This is a genomic window from Streptomyces aurantiacus JA 4570, from assembly GCF_000414115.1.
Taxonomy (GTDB): domain Bacteria; phylum Actinomycetota; class Actinomycetes; order Streptomycetales; family Streptomycetaceae; genus Streptomyces; species Streptomyces aurantiacus_A.
In genome coordinates, this window is the sequence record NZ_AOPZ01000519.1 from 37,029 (window position 1) to 52,811 (window position 15,783).

At 72.0% G+C, this 15,783-nt stretch carries 20 protein-coding genes; 13 read left to right on the forward strand and 7 right to left on the reverse strand.

Annotated elements, in window-relative coordinates:
- Positions 1 to 21: 21 nt before the first annotated feature.
- Positions 22 to 897, forward strand: coding sequence for a MerR family transcriptional regulator (locus STRAU_RS36890; protein WP_037664430.1), 876 nt, complete (start codon positions 22 to 24; stop codon positions 895 to 897).
- Entirely contained in the window at positions 894 to 2,108 is a 1,215-nt protein-coding gene (locus tag STRAU_RS36895; protein ID WP_016645490.1) for a glycosyltransferase, read from the forward strand. Before STRAU_RS36890 ends, STRAU_RS36895 begins: the two co-directional genes overlap by 4 nt.
- 40 nt (positions 2,109 to 2,148) lie before the next feature.
- Here STRAU_RS36895 and STRAU_RS36900 read toward each other — a convergent pair whose 3' ends face one another.
- The 3 genes from STRAU_RS36900 to STRAU_RS36910 form a co-directional block, all read right to left on the reverse strand.
- On the reverse strand, positions 2,149 to 3,180 hold the full coding sequence (locus STRAU_RS36900) for a glutathione S-transferase family protein (RefSeq protein WP_016645491.1): 1,032 nt from the start codon (positions 3,178 to 3,180) through the stop codon (positions 2,149 to 2,151).
- Positions 3,177 to 3,560 (reverse strand): hypothetical protein, encoded by a 384-nt coding sequence (locus STRAU_RS44855; protein WP_016645492.1) that lies wholly within the window; start codon positions 3,558 to 3,560, stop codon positions 3,177 to 3,179. Before STRAU_RS44855 ends, STRAU_RS36900 begins: the two co-directional genes overlap by 4 nt.
- Before the next feature lie 166 nt (positions 3,561 to 3,726).
- The gene (locus STRAU_RS36910) at positions 3,727 to 5,202 is read right to left on the reverse strand and encodes a cytochrome P450 (protein WP_037664392.1); all 1,476 of its coding nucleotides are present in this window, start codon (positions 5,200 to 5,202) and stop codon (positions 3,727 to 3,729) included.
- Between the two features lie 109 nt (positions 5,203 to 5,311).
- Here STRAU_RS36910 and STRAU_RS36915 point away from each other — a divergent pair, with 109 nt between their 5' ends.
- The 8 genes from STRAU_RS36915 (at position 5,312) to STRAU_RS36950 (ending at position 11,517) form a co-directional block, all read left to right on the forward strand.
- A complete protein-coding gene (locus tag STRAU_RS36915) occupies positions 5,312 to 5,929 on the forward strand; it encodes a TetR/AcrR family transcriptional regulator (RefSeq protein WP_016645494.1) in 618 nt (205 codons plus the stop codon).
- 129 nt (positions 5,930 to 6,058) lie between these two features.
- Positions 6,059 to 6,808 carry a 4-hydroxy-tetrahydrodipicolinate reductase gene (gene dapB, locus STRAU_RS36920; protein ID WP_016645495.1) on the forward strand — a complete coding sequence of 250 codons (750 nt, stop codon included), beginning with the start codon at positions 6,059 to 6,061 and terminating at the stop codon, positions 6,806 to 6,808.
- Between the two features lie 45 nt (positions 6,809 to 6,853).
- On the forward strand, positions 6,854 to 8,002 hold the full coding sequence (locus STRAU_RS36925; protein ID WP_037664393.1) for an isopropylmalate synthase: 1,149 nt from the start codon (positions 6,854 to 6,856) through the stop codon (positions 8,000 to 8,002).
- A gap of 28 nt (positions 8,003 to 8,030) precedes the next feature.
- A complete protein-coding gene (locus tag STRAU_RS36930) occupies positions 8,031 to 8,216 on the forward strand; it encodes a hypothetical protein (protein WP_016645497.1) in 186 nt (61 codons plus the stop codon).
- 1 nt (position 8,217) lies between these two features.
- Positions 8,218 to 9,066, forward strand: a complete 849-nt coding sequence (locus STRAU_RS36935) for an ATP-grasp domain-containing protein (protein WP_016645498.1) — start codon at positions 8,218 to 8,220, stop codon at positions 9,064 to 9,066.
- Complete coding sequence (gene argC, locus STRAU_RS36940) at positions 9,063 to 10,118, forward strand: N-acetyl-gamma-glutamyl-phosphate reductase (protein ID WP_016645499.1); 1,056 nt, start codon at positions 9,063 to 9,065, stop codon at positions 10,116 to 10,118. The genes STRAU_RS36935 and argC overlap by 4 nt, the downstream gene beginning before the upstream one ends.
- A 47-nt stretch (positions 10,119 to 10,165) precedes the next feature.
- Positions 10,166 to 10,942, forward strand: a complete 777-nt coding sequence (locus STRAU_RS36945) for an amino acid kinase family protein (protein ID WP_016645500.1) — start codon at positions 10,166 to 10,168, stop codon at positions 10,940 to 10,942.
- Between the two features lie 11 nt (positions 10,943 to 10,953).
- On the forward strand, positions 10,954 to 11,517 hold the full coding sequence (locus tag STRAU_RS36950) for a type 1 glutamine amidotransferase (protein WP_037664395.1): 564 nt from the start codon (positions 10,954 to 10,956) through the stop codon (positions 11,515 to 11,517).
- Between the two features lie 33 nt (positions 11,518 to 11,550).
- On the opposite strand, the gene STRAU_RS36955 is transcribed toward STRAU_RS36950, so the two are convergent.
- Both STRAU_RS36955 and STRAU_RS42720 read right to left on the reverse strand, forming a co-directional pair.
- Positions 11,551 to 12,054, reverse strand: a complete 504-nt coding sequence (locus STRAU_RS36955; protein WP_158692210.1) for a hypothetical protein — start codon at positions 12,052 to 12,054, stop codon at positions 11,551 to 11,553.
- Positions 12,054 to 12,194 (reverse strand): hypothetical protein, encoded by a 141-nt coding sequence (locus STRAU_RS42720; RefSeq protein WP_016645502.1) that lies wholly within the window; start codon positions 12,192 to 12,194, stop codon positions 12,054 to 12,056. Before STRAU_RS42720 ends, STRAU_RS36955 begins: the two co-directional genes overlap by 1 nt.
- Before the next feature lie 237 nt (positions 12,195 to 12,431).
- Between STRAU_RS42720 and STRAU_RS36960 the strand changes: the two genes are divergently transcribed.
- Positions 12,432 to 12,932: a winged helix-turn-helix transcriptional regulator gene (locus tag STRAU_RS36960; RefSeq protein WP_037664397.1), complete on the forward strand. Its 501-nt coding sequence runs from the start codon at positions 12,432 to 12,434 to the stop codon at positions 12,930 to 12,932.
- 27 nt (positions 12,933 to 12,959) lie between these two features.
- Here the strand turns inward: STRAU_RS36960 and STRAU_RS36965 are convergent, their stop codons facing one another.
- Complete coding sequence (locus tag STRAU_RS36965) at positions 12,960 to 13,199, reverse strand: hypothetical protein (RefSeq protein WP_016645505.1); 240 nt, start codon at positions 13,197 to 13,199, stop codon at positions 12,960 to 12,962.
- A gap of 157 nt (positions 13,200 to 13,356) precedes the next feature.
- Here STRAU_RS36965 and STRAU_RS36970 point away from each other — a divergent pair, with 157 nt between their 5' ends.
- Entirely contained in the window at positions 13,357 to 13,941 is a 585-nt protein-coding gene (locus tag STRAU_RS36970) for an SRPBCC family protein (protein WP_016645506.1), read from the forward strand.
- Positions 13,941 to 15,029, forward strand: a complete 1,089-nt coding sequence (locus STRAU_RS36975) for an LLM class flavin-dependent oxidoreductase (RefSeq protein WP_016645507.1) — start codon at positions 13,941 to 13,943, stop codon at positions 15,027 to 15,029. Before STRAU_RS36970 ends, STRAU_RS36975 begins: the two co-directional genes overlap by 1 nt.
- On the opposite strand, the gene STRAU_RS36980 is transcribed toward STRAU_RS36975, so the two are convergent.
- Positions 15,014 to 15,700: an HD domain-containing protein gene (locus STRAU_RS36980; protein ID WP_016645508.1), complete on the reverse strand. Its 687-nt coding sequence runs from the start codon at positions 15,698 to 15,700 to the stop codon at positions 15,014 to 15,016. The two genes, STRAU_RS36975 and STRAU_RS36980, sit on opposite strands and share 16 nt — an antisense overlap.
- Positions 15,701 to 15,783: the final 83 nt, after the last annotated feature.

Consider the following 15,783-nt stretch of genomic DNA (forward strand, 5'->3'; position numbering starts at 1 on the left):
GGCGACGAAAGGGTGACGATCATGAGCTACACCGTCGGGCAGGTCGCCGGCTTCGCCGGGATCACGATCCGTACGCTGCACCACTACGACCGGACCGGACTGCTCACACCCAGCGAGCGCAGCCCCGGCGGCTACCGCCTGTACGGCGACCCCGACCTGGCCCGGCTCCAGAAGATCCTCTTCTACCGCGAACTCGGCTTCACGCTCGACGAGATCGCCGAGATCCTGACCGATCCGGGGGCCAACGCCCTCGATCAGCTCCGGGCCCGGCGCCGGGCGCTGCGCGAGCAGATCGGCAAGCTGGAACGACTCGTCGAGGTGGCCGAGCGCGCCATGGAGGTGCAGCAGACGGGCGCCCGGCTGAACCCGCGCGAACGGTTCGAGGTCTTCGGTGAGATCACCTTCGACCTGAGCTACGCGACCGAGGCCGAGCTCAAGTGGCAGGGCAGCACCGGGTACAAGGAGGCCATGGCCCGCGCGGCCGCGCACTCCATGGAGGACTGGGCCCGCATCATGGGCGAGGCCGCGGCCTGGCGCGAACGGGTCGTCGCGGCCTTCGACGACCGCGAGCCCGCCGACGGCCCGCGCGTCCGGGAGCTCGCCGAGCAGCACCGGCAGCACATCAGCCGCTGGTTCACCGACTGCCCGCCCGACATGCACCTGCGCATCGCCGACGACTTCGTCACCGACGCCCGGGCGTTCGCGCTCGTGATACCGCCCTCGCAGCAGCGTCCGGGGCTCGCCACCTATCTGCGGGAGGCGGTCCGTGCCAATGCCGTTTCCGCCGATGTGCGCGGCGACGCTCACGGCCGACGTGAGGCTGAAGCTAAACCTGAGGTTGAGAGTGGTGGCGGGGGCGGGCCTGCGGGCGGCGCGCGTGGAGGTGACGGACGGTGAGGATCCTGATCGCCGCCGCCGGTTCGTACGGCGACATCGCCCCGTACACCGGTCTGGGCACCCGGTTGCGCATGGCGGGCCACGATGTCGCCATCGCCACCCACGACGGCTTCGCGCCGCTCGTGCGGGACGCGGGCCTGCGGGTCCGCCCGCTGCCCGCCGACGCGGGAGCTCCGGGCCCCGGGGCGGGACGGCGCGCACTGATGCGGACGGCGAGCGCCTTCGTACGAGACTTGGGGGCCGGACTCGCGGACGCCTTCGAGGAGGGCGACGACCTGCTCGTCCTGTCCACGACCACCGCCCCGCTCGGCTGGCAGCTCGCGGAGGCCCTCGACGTACCGACGATCGGCGCTTACCTCCAGCCGGTCCATCCGACGCGGGAGTTCGCACCCGTGGTGAGCGGCGCGCGTTCCCTGGGCGGCTGGGGCAACCGCGCCATGGGGCGCTTCTCCCTGCGGATGGTCGACCGTGTCTACGCCGACGCGGTCAGGGATCTGCGGTCCCGCCTCGGCCTGCCCGCGGCCGCGCCGGCCGCCGTCCGCGCCCGCCGGGAAGGCGGGGCATGGCCGGTGCTGCACGGCTTCAGCCCGGCCGTCGTGCGGCGTCCGGCCGACTGGCGCGCCGGACTCGACGTCGTCGGCAACTGGTGGCCGCACCACGACCCGGCGGCGCGACTTCCGCCCGACGTCGAGGACTTCCTCGGCTCCGGTCCGCCGCCGGTCTTCATCGGCTTCGGGAGCATGGCGGCGGGCGAGGGCGAGCGCCTCGGCGAACTCGCCGTGGCGGCGCTGCGCCGCGCCGGGCTGCGTGGCGTGCTGCAGTCCGGCCGGGCCGGCCTGGCGGCGGCCGGCGACGGGATCCTCACCGTCGGCGAACTCCCGCACGCCCTGCTCTTCCCGCGGATGGCGGCCGTGGTGCACCACGCGGGGGCGGGCACCGCGGCGGCGGGACTGCGGGCGGGCGTTCCGGCCGTCCCCGTCCCCGTCACCGCCGACCAGCCCTTCTGGGCCGCCCGTCTGACCGCGCTCGGCGCCGCCCCCGCTCCCGTTCCGTTCCGGACGCTCACGGCGGAACGCCTGGCCGAGGCACTCACCCGCGCGGTCCACGAGACGACGTGCGCGACCGCCGCCGCGGCCGTCTCCCGCGCCATGGCGGCGGAGGACGGCGCGGGGGAGTTCCTCAAGGCCGTGGAGCGGCTCGGCCTTGACTGAGAGCCTGCCTTTGAACCCCCGCCTGCGGCCCGACGCCCCGTCACGGCCGCCCCTCCGGCGGCACCTCCTCCGCCTCCGGCACCGGCCCCGGCGCCGTCCCCGCCCCGAACGGGCTCCCGCCGAGGTCCTGCCGGTGATGCGGCGTCAGCCAGCCCGCGAGGTCCGGTCCGAGGGGGACGACGGCGGTGGGATTGATGCCGGTGTGCACCTGGTAGTAGTGCCGCTTGATGTGGTCGAAGTCGACCGTGTCGCCGAAGCCCGGGGTCTGGTACAGATCCCTGGCGTACGCCCACAGCACCGGGTCCTCGGCGAGCTTCCAGCGGTTGCACTTGAAGTGGCCGTGGTACACGGCGTCGAAGCGCACCAGCGTCGTGAAGAGCCGGATGTCCGCTTCCGTGATGCTGTCGCCGACCAGATAGCGGCGGTCCGCGAGCCGCCGTGAGGTCTCCTCCAGACGCCGGAACACATCCCTGCACGCGTCCTCGTACTCGCTCTGGGAGGAGGCGAAACCCGCTCTGTACACGCCGTTGTTGACGTCGCGGTAGATGCCGTCCATCACCGCGTCGATCTCCTCGCGCAGCGGCTCGGGATACAGGTCCGGGGCGCCGGGGCGGTGCAGGGCCGTCCACTCCGTCGCCAGGTCCAGCGTCAGCTGCTGGTAGTCGTTGGTGACCAGCTGGCCGCTGGGGACGTCCACGATCGCCGGGACGCTCACGCCGCCCGGATAGCCCGTCTCCCGCGCGTCGTACGCCTCGCTGAGATAGCGGATGCCGAGGACCGGGTCGCGGCCGTCCTTGTCGAGGGTGAAGCGCCAGCTGCGGTCGTCCTGGATCGGGTCGGCGACCGCCAGCGAGAGCGCGTCCTCCAGGCCGAGCAGGCGGCGGGAGACGAGCGCGCGGCTCGCCCAGGGGCAGGCGCGGCTCACCACCAGGCGATAGCGCCCGGCCTCCACCGGCCAGCCGTCCCGGCCGTCGGCCGTGATGCGGTCGGCGAAGTGGCTGCGCGAGCGCTTGAACGGCTTCTTGCCGTACGCCTCGTTGCTCCCCGCCGTCTGCTGCGCCTTGTCGCTCACCGCAGGCTCCCTTCGCGGCGCGGGGCCGGGGCGGACGTCGGCCCGGCGGTGTCGGCGGGCGGGGGCGCGGGCGCGTCGGCGGGAGGGAGCGCCCGGGTGTCGGCGGGAGGATGCGCGGAGGTGTCGGCAGGGGGATGTGCCGCGTCGGCGGACAGGGGCGTCGGGCCGTGCGGCGCGAGGTCGTAGATCCTGTTCAGCAGCTCGGCCTCGTTGCCCGCGAGGCCCGCGCGCCGCAGCGCCTCGTCGGCGTCCGCGATCGGCACGGCGAGCAGGGCCGCGGTCTGCGCCGTCACGGGTCCGTCCAGGGCGGCGCGCGCGGTGTGCAGCAGCCGCAAGCAAGCCTGTGCCGCGGCCAGTTCGGGGTACGTCGTGCCGGTCATGTCGGTTGGCTCCTTAACGCGCGGGTCCCATGGGTCGAAGGTGCAACTCCCACTCTTGCGCACGGGTCTGACAATTGCCCTTCAACTGCCCGCCAAGCGCCTTGCGCGCCGCCCCGCGGAAGGCCGCGGCTGTGTCATCCGGACCGGCGTACCCGAGGCCCCGCCCTCACCCGGACCGGCGTATCAGCCGCAGCCGCAGCCCCTCCGGCATGAGCGTCAGCCGCTCGGCGACCCGCAGCCGGTAGCCGGGCTCCGGCACCAGGTCGTAGCGGCGCAGCAACAGCGCCAGCACCAGCGTCGCCTCGTGCAGCGCGAACTGACGGCCGATGCAGGCCCGCGCGCCGGTGCCGAACGGCTTGAAGACGTGCGGCGGCCGGGCGCGCACCGCGGCGGGCGCGAACCGGTCGGGGTCGAACTCCTCCGGCCGCGCCCCCCACGCCTCCGGGTCCCGGTGCAGCAGCACCGCCAGGACCAGCGCCCACGCGCCCCGCCGCACCGGATGCACCCCGCCGAGCACCGTGTCCTGCCGGGCCTCGCGCGCGAACGCCGGAGCGGTGGGCCACAGCCGCAGCGACTCGTCGAGCACCCGGCGCACGTAACGGAGCTTGGCCACCTGCTCGTACCCGGGCGTCTGTGCCCGCCCCCACACCTGGTCGACCTCCTCCCGCGCGCGGGTGAGCACGTCGGGGTGGCGGGCCAGATAGTGCAGCGCGAACGACAGGGCGCCCGACGTGGTCTCATGACCGGCCACCAGGAAGGTGATGACCTGGCGGCGGATGTTCTCCGGAGACAGCCGTTCGCCGGTGTCGGGGTGGGCGACGTCCAGCATGCGGTCGAGCAGGTCGCCGCGGGCGCCCGAGGCGTCCGCGGCCCGCCGGGCCGCGACGACCTCGTCCACGGTCCGGTTCAGATACGCGATGTCGGCGGCGTTGCGCCGCTCGGCGCCGCGCAGCAGCAGCGGCGCGAGGGCGGGCGGCATGACGTTGCGGCGCTGGGCGTGGGAGAGCGTGCCGACCATGGCCGTGACGAAGGGGTGCGGCCGGTCCCGCCGGAAGGAGCCGAAGTCGTGCCCGAATCCGGTGCGGGCGATCGTCTCCAGGGTCAGTTTCGTCATGTCGCCGGGCACGTCCACGGCCCGCCCCGCGGCCGCCGCGCCGTCCCAGTGCGCCATGAGCTGCCCGGCCACGTCGAGCATCAGCGGGTGATAGCCCGCCATCGCGTCCCGGCTGAACCCGGGCGCCAGGATGTCGTGCGCCAGCTGCCAGTTGGGCTCGTGGTTGTACGCGGTGAACAGGCCGTCGCCCGCGACGGGCCGCAGATTGGCCACGCCGAGCCCCACGTGCTTGGCGAACCGCGTCTCGTCGGCCAGTTCGCCCGCGAGCCGCGCGCCCCAGACGAAGACGATCTCCTTGCCGAACGCCTTGCGGCGGAAGACGGGCCCGAGGCGGCGGCCGATGCGCATCGAATCCTGCACGGGGGTGCGGAGACGCACGCCGAGCACGTCCCCGACCAGCGGAACACGGCGCGGCGGGTGCGGTATGCGGTGCAGCTGGGGCCAGCCGGCCTCCGCGCCGCGGAATCCCTTCGGCAGGTCCCCGGGCCCCGGCTCGGCACTTCCCGTCGGCTGCGTCGTCTGCGCCATGGCCGCCATCTCCCTTGTGCACGGGTCCCGTTGGAGCCTGTTGTACGTCGATTCAATAGCGGTTTCAGTCTGGTCCGGTTGTTGAACCGACGTCAAGTAAGCTGCCGTCATGGCCGCGAACCCGCAGGAGCGCACGCGCCGCAGGCTCAGCACCGAGGAGCGCAGGGAGCAGCTCCTGACCGTGGGGGCGCGGCTGTTCGCGCAGAACCCCTACGACGACGTCTGGGTCGAGCGGGTCGCCGAGATCGCGGGCGTCTCCCGCGGGCTGCTGTACCACTACTTCCCGACCAAACGGGACTTCTTCGCCGCGGTCGTACGGCGCGAGAGCGAACGCATGCTGCGCCTGACGGCCGCCGAGCCGGGCCTGCCCGTGCGCGAACAGCTCGGCGCCGGCCTGGACGCCTTTCTCGGGTACGTGGAGGGCCATGCCCAGGGCTTCCGCGCCTTCCACCGCGCGGAGGCGGCCGGGGACCCCATGGTCCGCGAGGTCTACCGCGAGGGCCTCGCCGCCCAGGAGCGGCAGATCCTCGCGGCCTTCGCCGCCGACCCCGAGACCGCGCCCCTGACGGCCGAGCTGCCCGCCGTGCGCCTGGCGGTGCGCGGCTGGCTCGCCTTCCTGGTCGCGGTCTGCCTGGAGTGGCTGGAGGAGCGGGAGCTGACGCGCGCACAGGTGCGGGACCTGTGCGCGCGGGCCCTGCTGGGGGCGATCCTGCCGCAGTCCCCGTGACGGAACGACGGGACGGATGCCGCGTTGCCCGAGCGGGCGCCGGATGATCTCAGCCGGCGATGGGCAGCTTTCTGGTAGCGACCACTGAGCCCTGCATCGACCCGTCAGCCGGGAGGAACGAGGGGCAGGATGAGTGCCATCCGAGTCGGAGTGATCGGCGCGGCCGGACGCATGGGCCGCGAGGTGGTCAAGGCCGTTGAATCCGTCGATGACCTGGAACTGGTCGCGGCCCTGCGCCGCACCGACCGACTGGAGAGCCTCACCCGGGCAGGCGTCCAGGTCGCTGTCGAGCTGACGCATCCGGACGCGGTCATGGACCACCTGGAGTTCTGCGTACGCAACGGCATCCACGGGGTGGTCGGTACCACCGGCTGGACCGACGAGCGGCTGAACACGCTGAGAGGCTGGCTCGCCGCCTCACCGCGGACCGGCATGCTCGTCGGTCCCCTCTCCGTCGGCGCGGTGCTGACCATGCGGCTCGCGCGGTACGCGGCGCGCTGGTTCGAGTCCGTCGAGGTCGTCGAGATGCATCACCCCGACAAGGCCGACGCCCCCAGCGGCGCCGCCGTCCGCACCGCCCGGCTCATCGCCGAGGCACGCCGTGAGGCAGGCAGGGCCGCGCAGCCGGACGCCACGACGGCCGCCCTCGCCGGCGCTCGGGGCGCGGACGTCGAAGGGGTGCCGGTACACGCCGTGCGGGCGCGCGGGCTCGTGGCCCACCAAGAGGTCATTTTCGGTGGCACCGGCGAGACCCTCACGATTCGGCACGACTCCATGGACCGCGTCTGCTTCACGCCCGGCTTCCTGCTCGGCGTGCGTCGGGTCGGTTCCGTCCCCGGGCTGACCCTGGGCCTGGAGTCCTTCATGGACCTGGACTGAGGCCCGTCCGAAACGAGGGGTGAAGAAAGACGAGGGGTGAGGAAAATGGCAGCAGAAAGGCCGGAGAGCCCGCCGAGGCCGCCTCGTGTTTCCGACGCCACGCTGCGGGACTCCGCGCACATGGCGGGCGTCGAGTTCGGCCCGAAGGACGCCGCGGCCATCGCGGGCCTCCTGGTCAGGACCGGGGTCGAACTGGTCGAGGTGGGCATGGTGTCGGGCCCGGGAACCAAGGACGCGGACCTCGTCCTGGCCGCTCATGAGGCGGTCGGCCCCGAGCGCAGCATGACGCTCGTCGTCGTGCGCGACCGCCGGCAGGTCGACGCGGCCCTCAAGGAGGCCGAGCGACTGGGCGTACGGCACATCATGTGCTCCATCCCCACCTCCGAGCGGCACGCCGAGCTGAAACTCGGCTCCGCCAGCCTCAAGTTCCTGCAAGTGCACGCCCGTTCGGCGATCTCCCGGGCCAAGGAACGCGGATTCCACGTCACCTTCAGCGGTGAGGACGGCGCACGAACGCCCCCCGAGCGGCTCATCCCGTACGTCACGACGGGCTTCCGGGCCGGAGCCGACCGCTTCCGGCTCGCGGAGACCGTCCCCTGCCTCTCGCCCTGGCAGATGGAGGAGACGATCGCGGAACTCGTGGCGATCGACCGCTCCGAGATCGAGATCCACTCCCACAACATGCTGGGCATGGCCGTCGCCAACTCGCTGGCCGCCGTCCGCGCGGGTGCCCGGTGGGTCTCCGCGACCGTCGGCGGCATCGGCGAGCGCGGCGGCAACACCCCCCTGGCCGAACTGCTCACCGCGCTGCGCGTCCTGCACGCCGACACTCGTTTCGACCTGACCCACCTCACCGAGCTCTCCCGCCTCGCGCTGAAGAGCTCCGGCCTCGGCGACGCCTTTCAGCCGGGGCCGGCCACCCGGCACTCGTACGCCTACGAGTTGGCGGGCCAGCTCAGCCACCCGGAGGCGTACGAGACACTGCCCGCCGAACTCGTCGGCAACACCCGCCGATTGCGCGTACGCAGCCGCCTCACCCCTGCCCTGGTCTCCTGGGCGCTGGCCGGCTCGGGCAGCCGCGTGGACATCGAAGCCTTCACCTCCTGGCTCATCGAACGGCAGGAACGAGACGGCAACCCGCTGCTCGACCGGGACGCGATCCGCGCGGCCGCCGCCGTCTTCCCGCCCGCGTGAACCCCGCCACGACCAAGGGAGACCTCTCATGACGACCGACACGCTCGCCGGCACCTGCCCCGAGTGCGAGACGGACCTGACCGTGCCGACGATGGGAAAGGGAGAGACCCTCGCCTGCCCCGAGTGCATGCTCACACTCCGCGTCGAGGACGTGTCCGACGGCCGCATCACCCTGCACATGGTCGAGACCCAGCTGCGCGACTGGGGCCAGTGACATGAGGCGGACGGTCGCCGTCGTCGCGGACCGGATCGGCTGGGAGGAACGGCAGCTGATCGCTGTGGCCCCGGAGTTCGGCCTCCATCTGGAGTGGGTCAACGACGAGTCGATGTGCCTGGGCCCACCGGACGCGCCGTCGCTCGCAGGCTACGACGCACTGCTGGTGCGCAGCCGCAGCTACACCCGCGGCGGGCTCATCGCCACGCTCGCCGAGGCCACCGGGATCCGGGTGCTGAACACCGCCCGCGCGATCCACATCTGCCAGAACAAGGCGGCTCTGCGGACCGTGCTGCGCACCGCGGGCATTCCCGTCCCGGACTTCCGGCTTGTGCTCTCCCGCAGGGACTTCGAGCGCTGCTTGCGCGAACTGCGACCGCCCCTGGTCCTCAAGCCCGTCTTCGGCGGCATGGGCAGGCGCGTCACCCTGATCCGGCACGCCGACACCGCCCCGTCCCTCTACGACTACGTCGAGGATCTCGGGCACGCCTTCGAGCAGGCATGCCTGGTGGAGCCGTACCTGGGCGACACGTCGACGCGCTGTCTGGTCGTGGGGGACGAATTGGTCGGCGCTGTCGAATTCGCCGGGGACGGCACCGACTGGCGAACCAACGCGGCGCTGGGCAACCGGACCCGAGCCGTGGCGCACGACCCGGATCTGCGCAAGATCCTCAACGGTGTGGTGTCCGAACTGGGGCCCGGAATCCATGGGGTCGATCTCTTCCGCACCCCCGACGGCTATGTGGTCAACGAGGTCAATCACGCCCCGGGCTTCCGGGCGCTGGCCTCGGCGACCGGCGCGGACATCCCTTCGGCCATCGCCCGCCACGTCCGGGAGGTCCTCGCATGATCCGTGCGGGAGTCATCGGCGCTTCCGGACTCGCCGGGGGCGAACTCATCAGGCTGCTCACGCAACACCCCGACCTGGAGCTGACCTTCCTCGGCGGCTCCTCCAGCGTCGGCATGCGTCCCGGCGAACTCCACCCCGGCCTGCGCATCGACTCCGCCCTGACCGTGCGGCACGTCACCGAGAACACCGCCGCCCGGCTCGACGTGGCCTTTCTCGCCACCCCGGCGCCGGTCTCCGCGGAGCTCGCCGCCCTGCTCGCGGACCGGGTCCCGGCCGTCATCGACCTCAGCGCCGCCTTCCGCATCCGCACCCAGCATGTCCACGATCGCTGGTATCCGAAGGTGGAGCGCCGCGCGGCCCTCGTGGACCGCTTCGTGTACGGGGTGCCGGAACTGGTCGGCGATCAGATGACGGACGCCGCGCTGATCTCGCTCCCCGGCTGCTACGCGACCGCGATCACCCTGGGCCTGGCACCCCTCATCCTCGGCATGGGCCTGCACGCGGACAGGGTGCTCGTGGACGCCAAGGGCGGGTCCAGCGGCAGCGGTCTGCGGCCGCGCACCAGCGGCCTGCATCCGTTGCGCAGCGGCGCCATCACGCCGTACGCCCCGACCGGTCACCGGCACGCCGCGGAGGTCACCGACTTCCTGCAGCGGACTCGACCCGGCTCGATCTCCTCCATGAGCATGTCCGCGTACGGCGTCCCCACCGTGCGGGGCCTGCTCGCCAGTCTCTACGTGTTCACCGACCGGGCCGTCGGCCGACGTGAGCTGCAGCGGGCCTATCTGCGTTTCTACAAGGGGCACCCGTTCGTCCGGGTACGGCGGCACACCGAGACGCGGATCCCGGTGCCCGACCCGCAGGCGGTGCTCGGCTCCAACTTCTGTGACGTGACCGCCCTGGTCGACGAGGACGGTGGCCGCATCGTCGTCCTCTCGGCCCTCGACAACCTCGTCAAGGGCGCCGCGGGCCAAGCCGTACAGGCCGCGAACCGACGGTTCGGGCTGCCCGAGGAGACCGGTCTGACGATGCAGCCGGTGATGCCCGCGTGAGTGCGACACCGCGCCAGCCGCCGAATGCGAGGCCGCACCAGCCGCCTGTGGCCGTGGTCAAGCTCGGCGGCAGCTGCCTCGACCTGCTCGACGCCTCCTGGTGGGACGATCTGGCCCGGCACGGACGGGAACGGCCACTGATCCTCCTCCACGGCTGGTCCCGCCCCCTCCAGCGGCTCCACCCCTGCCACCGCCGGCCATCAGCGATGCTGCGGGACCGGTACGGCAACCAGAGCCGCTGGACCACGCCCGAGGTCATCGACGACATCAAGACCGTCAGCTCAGCGGTGAGCCGGGAAGTCCTCGCGCAGCTCCGACAGCGCGATGTCACCGCGGAGTGGCTGCTCGGCAGCGACGGGCTGATCAGCGCGGGCCCCGGCGAGCGCCTGTGGTGGCGAGGCAGGCAGCTCGTCGAGCTGGAGAACCTGGTCGGCCCGCCCACCAGCGTGAACACGGCACGGCTGGACCACACCCGGCCGGGACACGTGCCTCTGGTGACACCGTTGGCACGCAACACGGCCGGCCAGGAGGTGAACACCGACGCCGACCGCGCCGCCGCCGCTGTCGCCGGAGCAGTCGGCGCCGCTGATCTGGTACTTGTCACCGACGTCTCCCACCTGATCGCCGACGGACAGCCTGTCCACTCGATCACCGAGGAGACCGCGATCACCTGGCGCAACAAGGTCGCCACGGGCGGAATGCGCAAGAAGCTGCGGGCCGCGTGCGAGGCCCTGGAACGAGGCGTGGAACGGGTCGTCATCGGCAACGCGCCCGTCACGGCCCTGCTCACCACCCACGCTGGAACTGTCGTCACACGAGCCTGAGGAGCAAACACGTGCTCCGTCCCCGCGTTCTGGTCGTCGACAACGGAACACTGTCGTTACCGCAACTGCGCGGACGCCTGGAGGACTTGGGGTCCCGCACCGACACGGTGGACACGGCCTCGGTGCCGTCCCGGCTCCAGGGCCGCTACCAGGCCATCGTGCTGAGCGGCACCAAGGTGCGCGCCCACGACCGGGAGCACTACGGGTCGCTCATCGACCTCGTCATGACCGCCGACGTCCCCGTCCTCGGAATCTGCGGCGGGATGCAGATCCTCGCGGTCGCCGGGGGTGGCAGCCTCTCCCAGGGGCCCCAGCGGGTCGGCCGCAGCGAGGTGCAGGTCGACACGGAAGAGCCGCTCTTCGCCCATGTGCGGCCGACGGTGACGCTGTTCCAGCGGCACACCCTGTACCTGCGGCGGGCTCCGCGGGGCTTCCGCGTCATCGGCCGCTCCGAGCACGCGCCGGTGGAGTTCATCCGCTCCGACGACGGCCGGCTCGTGGGCTCCCAGGCCCATCTGGAATACCGGACCGACGGCCGCGAAATCCTGCGAGGCTTCACGCGGTTCTACCTGTAGGCGTCTCTGCCCGCCGATGTCGCCGTGCTGCCCTCACGCGGGCAGAAAGCCCGCGCCGAAGTGCTCCGTCAGGGCCCGCCGGGCGTCCTCGGCGTCGTCGGCGAGACGCTCGGCGGCCCACAGGAAGAAGTCGTCCGCGACGGTGTCGATCCAGTCGTACGTCGCGTCGAAGGGCCCGGGATCCGGCGCCGGATACCGCAGTTCCAGCTCCGGGCCGCGCGCCCCGAAGACCGTGAACAGCCGGTTCCCGTCCGGTTCGGACGCCTGCCGCACGGCGACCGAGGAACAGTCCCACCACCGCGGCCCGTACTGCAGCCAGAGCGTCGTCGTGTCCCCGCCCTCGGCGTACAGGGCGGCCGCGACGGGGGCGTCGCCGCGACGGGAGGCGTCCGTGAGATGGACGAACCCGTGGCAGCGGCCGGACCCGGGCGTGAGCAGGCCCGTCGCGGTCTCCAGCGACCAGACACGGCCGTGCCGGTCGTAGTCCTGCAGCACGACCGCCGACGGCGGTGCGGAGGGTTTCCGTATGGCAGGCATCAGTTGCGGCGCTCCAGTCCGAGCTCCTGGTCGACGGCGGCGCTGCTGCGTGTCGCCGCCTCGATCACGGCCGCCCAGCTCCCGTACTTGGCGAACTGCTGGTCGGCCGTCGGCCCCAGCGGGTTGCGGTACTTCTTCATGTTGCGCAGCGGACGTTACGGCCGTATGTGCGCGTGGGAGCCGTGTGACGTCGGCGCGTCAGAGTGACGTACGAGTTCCCTGGGAGGAGTGATGCACGCGTCCCTTTTGCGCCGACACAGTCCCGAGGCCGAGCACGTACTGGTTGAGCCCGGCGCGGGGCACAGCAGGGTGCACGGGGGACGGCCGGTGGGCGCCGGAGGGCGTACGCGTGCGCGAACCCTTCTTATGCTGACCCCATGAGGCGGACATCTTTTGCCAACTGGCCCTGTTCCATCGCGCGCACCATGGATCTGCTCGGCGACTGGTGGACGCCGCTCGTGCTGCGCGAAGCCTTCTACGGAGTCACGCGGTTCGATACGTTCCAGCAGGAGCTCGGCATCGCGCGCAACACCCTCGCCGACCGCTTGCGGCGCCTCGTCGACGAGGGCCTGATGGAGAAGCGCCCGTACCAGAGCGAACCGGTGCGCCACGACTACGTACTCACCGAGAAGGGCCGCGACTTCTTCGGCGTCCTCGCGGCCATGAACAGCTGGGGCAACCGCTGGCTCAGCGGCGACGACGGCGCACCGGTCGTCTTCCGGCACGAGCCGTGCGGCCACGAAAGCACCGCCGAGGTGGTGTGCGCGCACTGCAAACAGCCGATGACGTCCGAGGACACCCGCCCTAGTATGGGCCCGGGCTTCCCGCCCCGCCTCGCCGAACGGGCGGAGGTGCGCAGGCGGTTCGCCCAGCCCTGACGGCCGGCGCCGGACACGGTCTCGCGATCACAACACCGTTTCCGACGCCGCGGCCGCGACGACGCACGCCACGGCCAGGGCGAGCATCAACCCGCGCGTCCACCCACCCACGCTCCGTGCTCGTGGGCATTCCGCCGGCGAGACGTCCGCGAGGGTCTCGCACAAGCGGCATTCGCCTCCCGTCGTGACGGGACTGTCGAGCCAGTAGGCGCCGAACAGTTCGGCTCCTGTGGGCGGGGCCTGATCGGAATCCTCGATGGTCTCCATGTACGGGCCAACGAGGGGCCGACGGGGTCCGGTACGTGCTTCGCAGCTCCGTTGCAGGGATTTCACCGCGGCGTGATCACGCAGATAAGCAGACCTTAGGGGTGCCCGGTGGGGCAACTCCTTGACACCTCAGTCCTGTTGAGCAACTCTGCTGGTCATGGAGTGGACAGGGGTACGTTACGCGGAAGGGCCGAGCGTCGAGGTACGCATCTGGATCGACGCGCCGCCCCAGCGGGTGTGGGCCTTCGCGAGCGACATCGCGCGAATGCCGGAGCGCAGCGGCGAGTTGCAGGCCGTGGAGTGGCTGGACGGAGCCGTCGCCCCCGCGCGCGGGGCGTGCTTCGCCGGGCACAACGAGCACGAGGCGTTCGGCGAGTGGACCACGGTGTCCCACGTGGTCGAGTGCGAGGCGCCGCGGGTCTTCGGGTGGGCGGTGACCGACCCCGAACACCCCAGCGCCACCTGGCGGTTCAGCCTGCGCGAGCGCGACGGCGGCACCGAGCTGACGCACTGGATGCGGATGGGCCCGGCCCGGTCCGGGGTCTCGCTCGCGATCGAGCGGATGCCGGAGAAGGAACAGAAGATCGTCTTCGTGCGGATGCGGGAGCTGGAGCTGGGGATGAGCGCGACGGTCGAGGCCATCAAGGCGCTCGCCGAATCTGGTGCCGAGTCTGGTGCTGGTGCCGACGCCGTCACCGGTGCCGACGCCGACACCGTCACCGGTTCGGAGCGTGACGCCTGATGCGTACCGCCACCACCATCGAGGCGTCCGGCGGCGACTGGCAGGACACCGTCGCCTACGTCACCGAGGCCGAGAAGCTCGGCATGGACATCTGCTGGGTCGCCGAGGCGTGGGGCGCCGAAGCGCCTTCCCCGCTCGGCTACTTGGCGGCCCGGACCGAGCGCATGCTGCTCGGCTCCGGCATCATCCAGCTCGCCACCCGCACCCCCGTCGCCATCGCCCGCACGGCGATCACGCTGTCCAACATCTCCGGCGGCCGGTTCCTGCTCGGTCTCGGCCCGTCCGGGCCGCAGGTCGTCGAAGGGCTGCACGGGGTTCCCTTCGACCGTCCCCTGGCGCGCATGCGGGAGACCGTCGAGATCGTGCGGCAGGCGGCGACCGGCGAGAAAATCGCTTACGAGGGACGGGAGTTCACCATTCCGCTGCCGGGCGGCGAGGCCAGGCCGATGCGTCTGGCGACGCGCGCCGAACACGATCTGCCCGTCTACCTGGCCACGCTCTCACCCCGCATGCTCCGCCTGACCGGCCGCGTCGCCGACGGCTGGCTCGGCACCAGCTTCGTCCCCGAAGGCGCCCGGGCGGCCTACTTCGACCACCTGGACGCCGGACTCGCCGAAGCGGGCCGGAAGCGGACGGAACTCGACATCTGCCAGGGCGCCGAGGTGGCGTTCGCCGAGGACGAGGACGCCCTGCGCGCCATGGTCGCCTGGCGCAAGAAGGAACTCGCCTTCAGCCTCGGCGGCATGGGCTCTGCGTCCACCAACTTCTACAACGACGCGTACAGCCGCCAGGGCTGGGCCGATGTCGCCGCGGCCGTGCGCGAGCGCTGGCAGGCGGGCGACCGGGACGGCGCGGCACGGCTGGTCAGCGACGAGATGGTCCTCGCGACGACGCTCATCGGCACCGAGGACATGGTGCGCGAACGGCTGCGGGTGTGGCGGGCGGCGGGGGTCACCACGGTCCGCTTCTATCCGGCCGGTGACACCCTCGACGCCCGCCTCACCACGCTGGGCCGGGCCATCGACCTCGTACGGGATCTCGATGTACGGGACGTGGACCGGCGGGACGAGGGTCAGGCCGGTTCGTAGCCCTCGTAGTCGCCCCAGCCGGGAGCCTGCGTGACCTGCTCCCACAGCGGCCAGTTCGCCCCCGTCCGCTGGCGCACCAGCTCGCCGGGGAGGGTGAACAGCGGCGCCTTGCCGGGCTTGGCGAGCGCCTGGCCGAGGATCGCGTCACGCAGCGCGGCGGCCGTGTGCAGGCGGGGAAGCACCGCGTGCACACGGTCGGCGTACCCGGCCGGAAGTTCCTTCGCGCTGCCCGCGACGTCCAACCGGGCTCCGGCGCTCACCAGCGCGATCTCGGGGCGTTTGCGCAGGGCGATGCTGTCCGTGGAGTGCAGCGCGATGGCGTCCCAGACCACCTCCACGCGGTCGGCCGACACGCCCTCGCGGGTGAGGAACTCGGCGGCGACGTCGGCGCCGTCGACCTCGAAACGCTGGTGCCGGTCGCCCTCGGCGCTGAGCCCCGCGTCGTGCAGCACGCAGCCGAGGAAGAGCAACTCGTCGTCGTAGTCGCGGTCGGGCAGCACTCCGTCCTGTTCGCCGAGGTACCGGCCGTAGAGGTAGGTGCGCAGGCTGTGGTTGAAGAGCGCGGGGGACTCCAGGGAGCGGGCGTAGCGCATCGCCCGTGCGGCCAAGTCGCCCTTGGGAAAGGGCAGTTCGTCGTATCCGTCGAAGTCGTCTTCGTAGGCGTTGTCCATGACTCACGATTCTTGGACCCCCCACGGATGTCCGCAATGACGAGAAGCCCACCTATCCTGCCAAGCCCGCAGCCCGCAGCCCG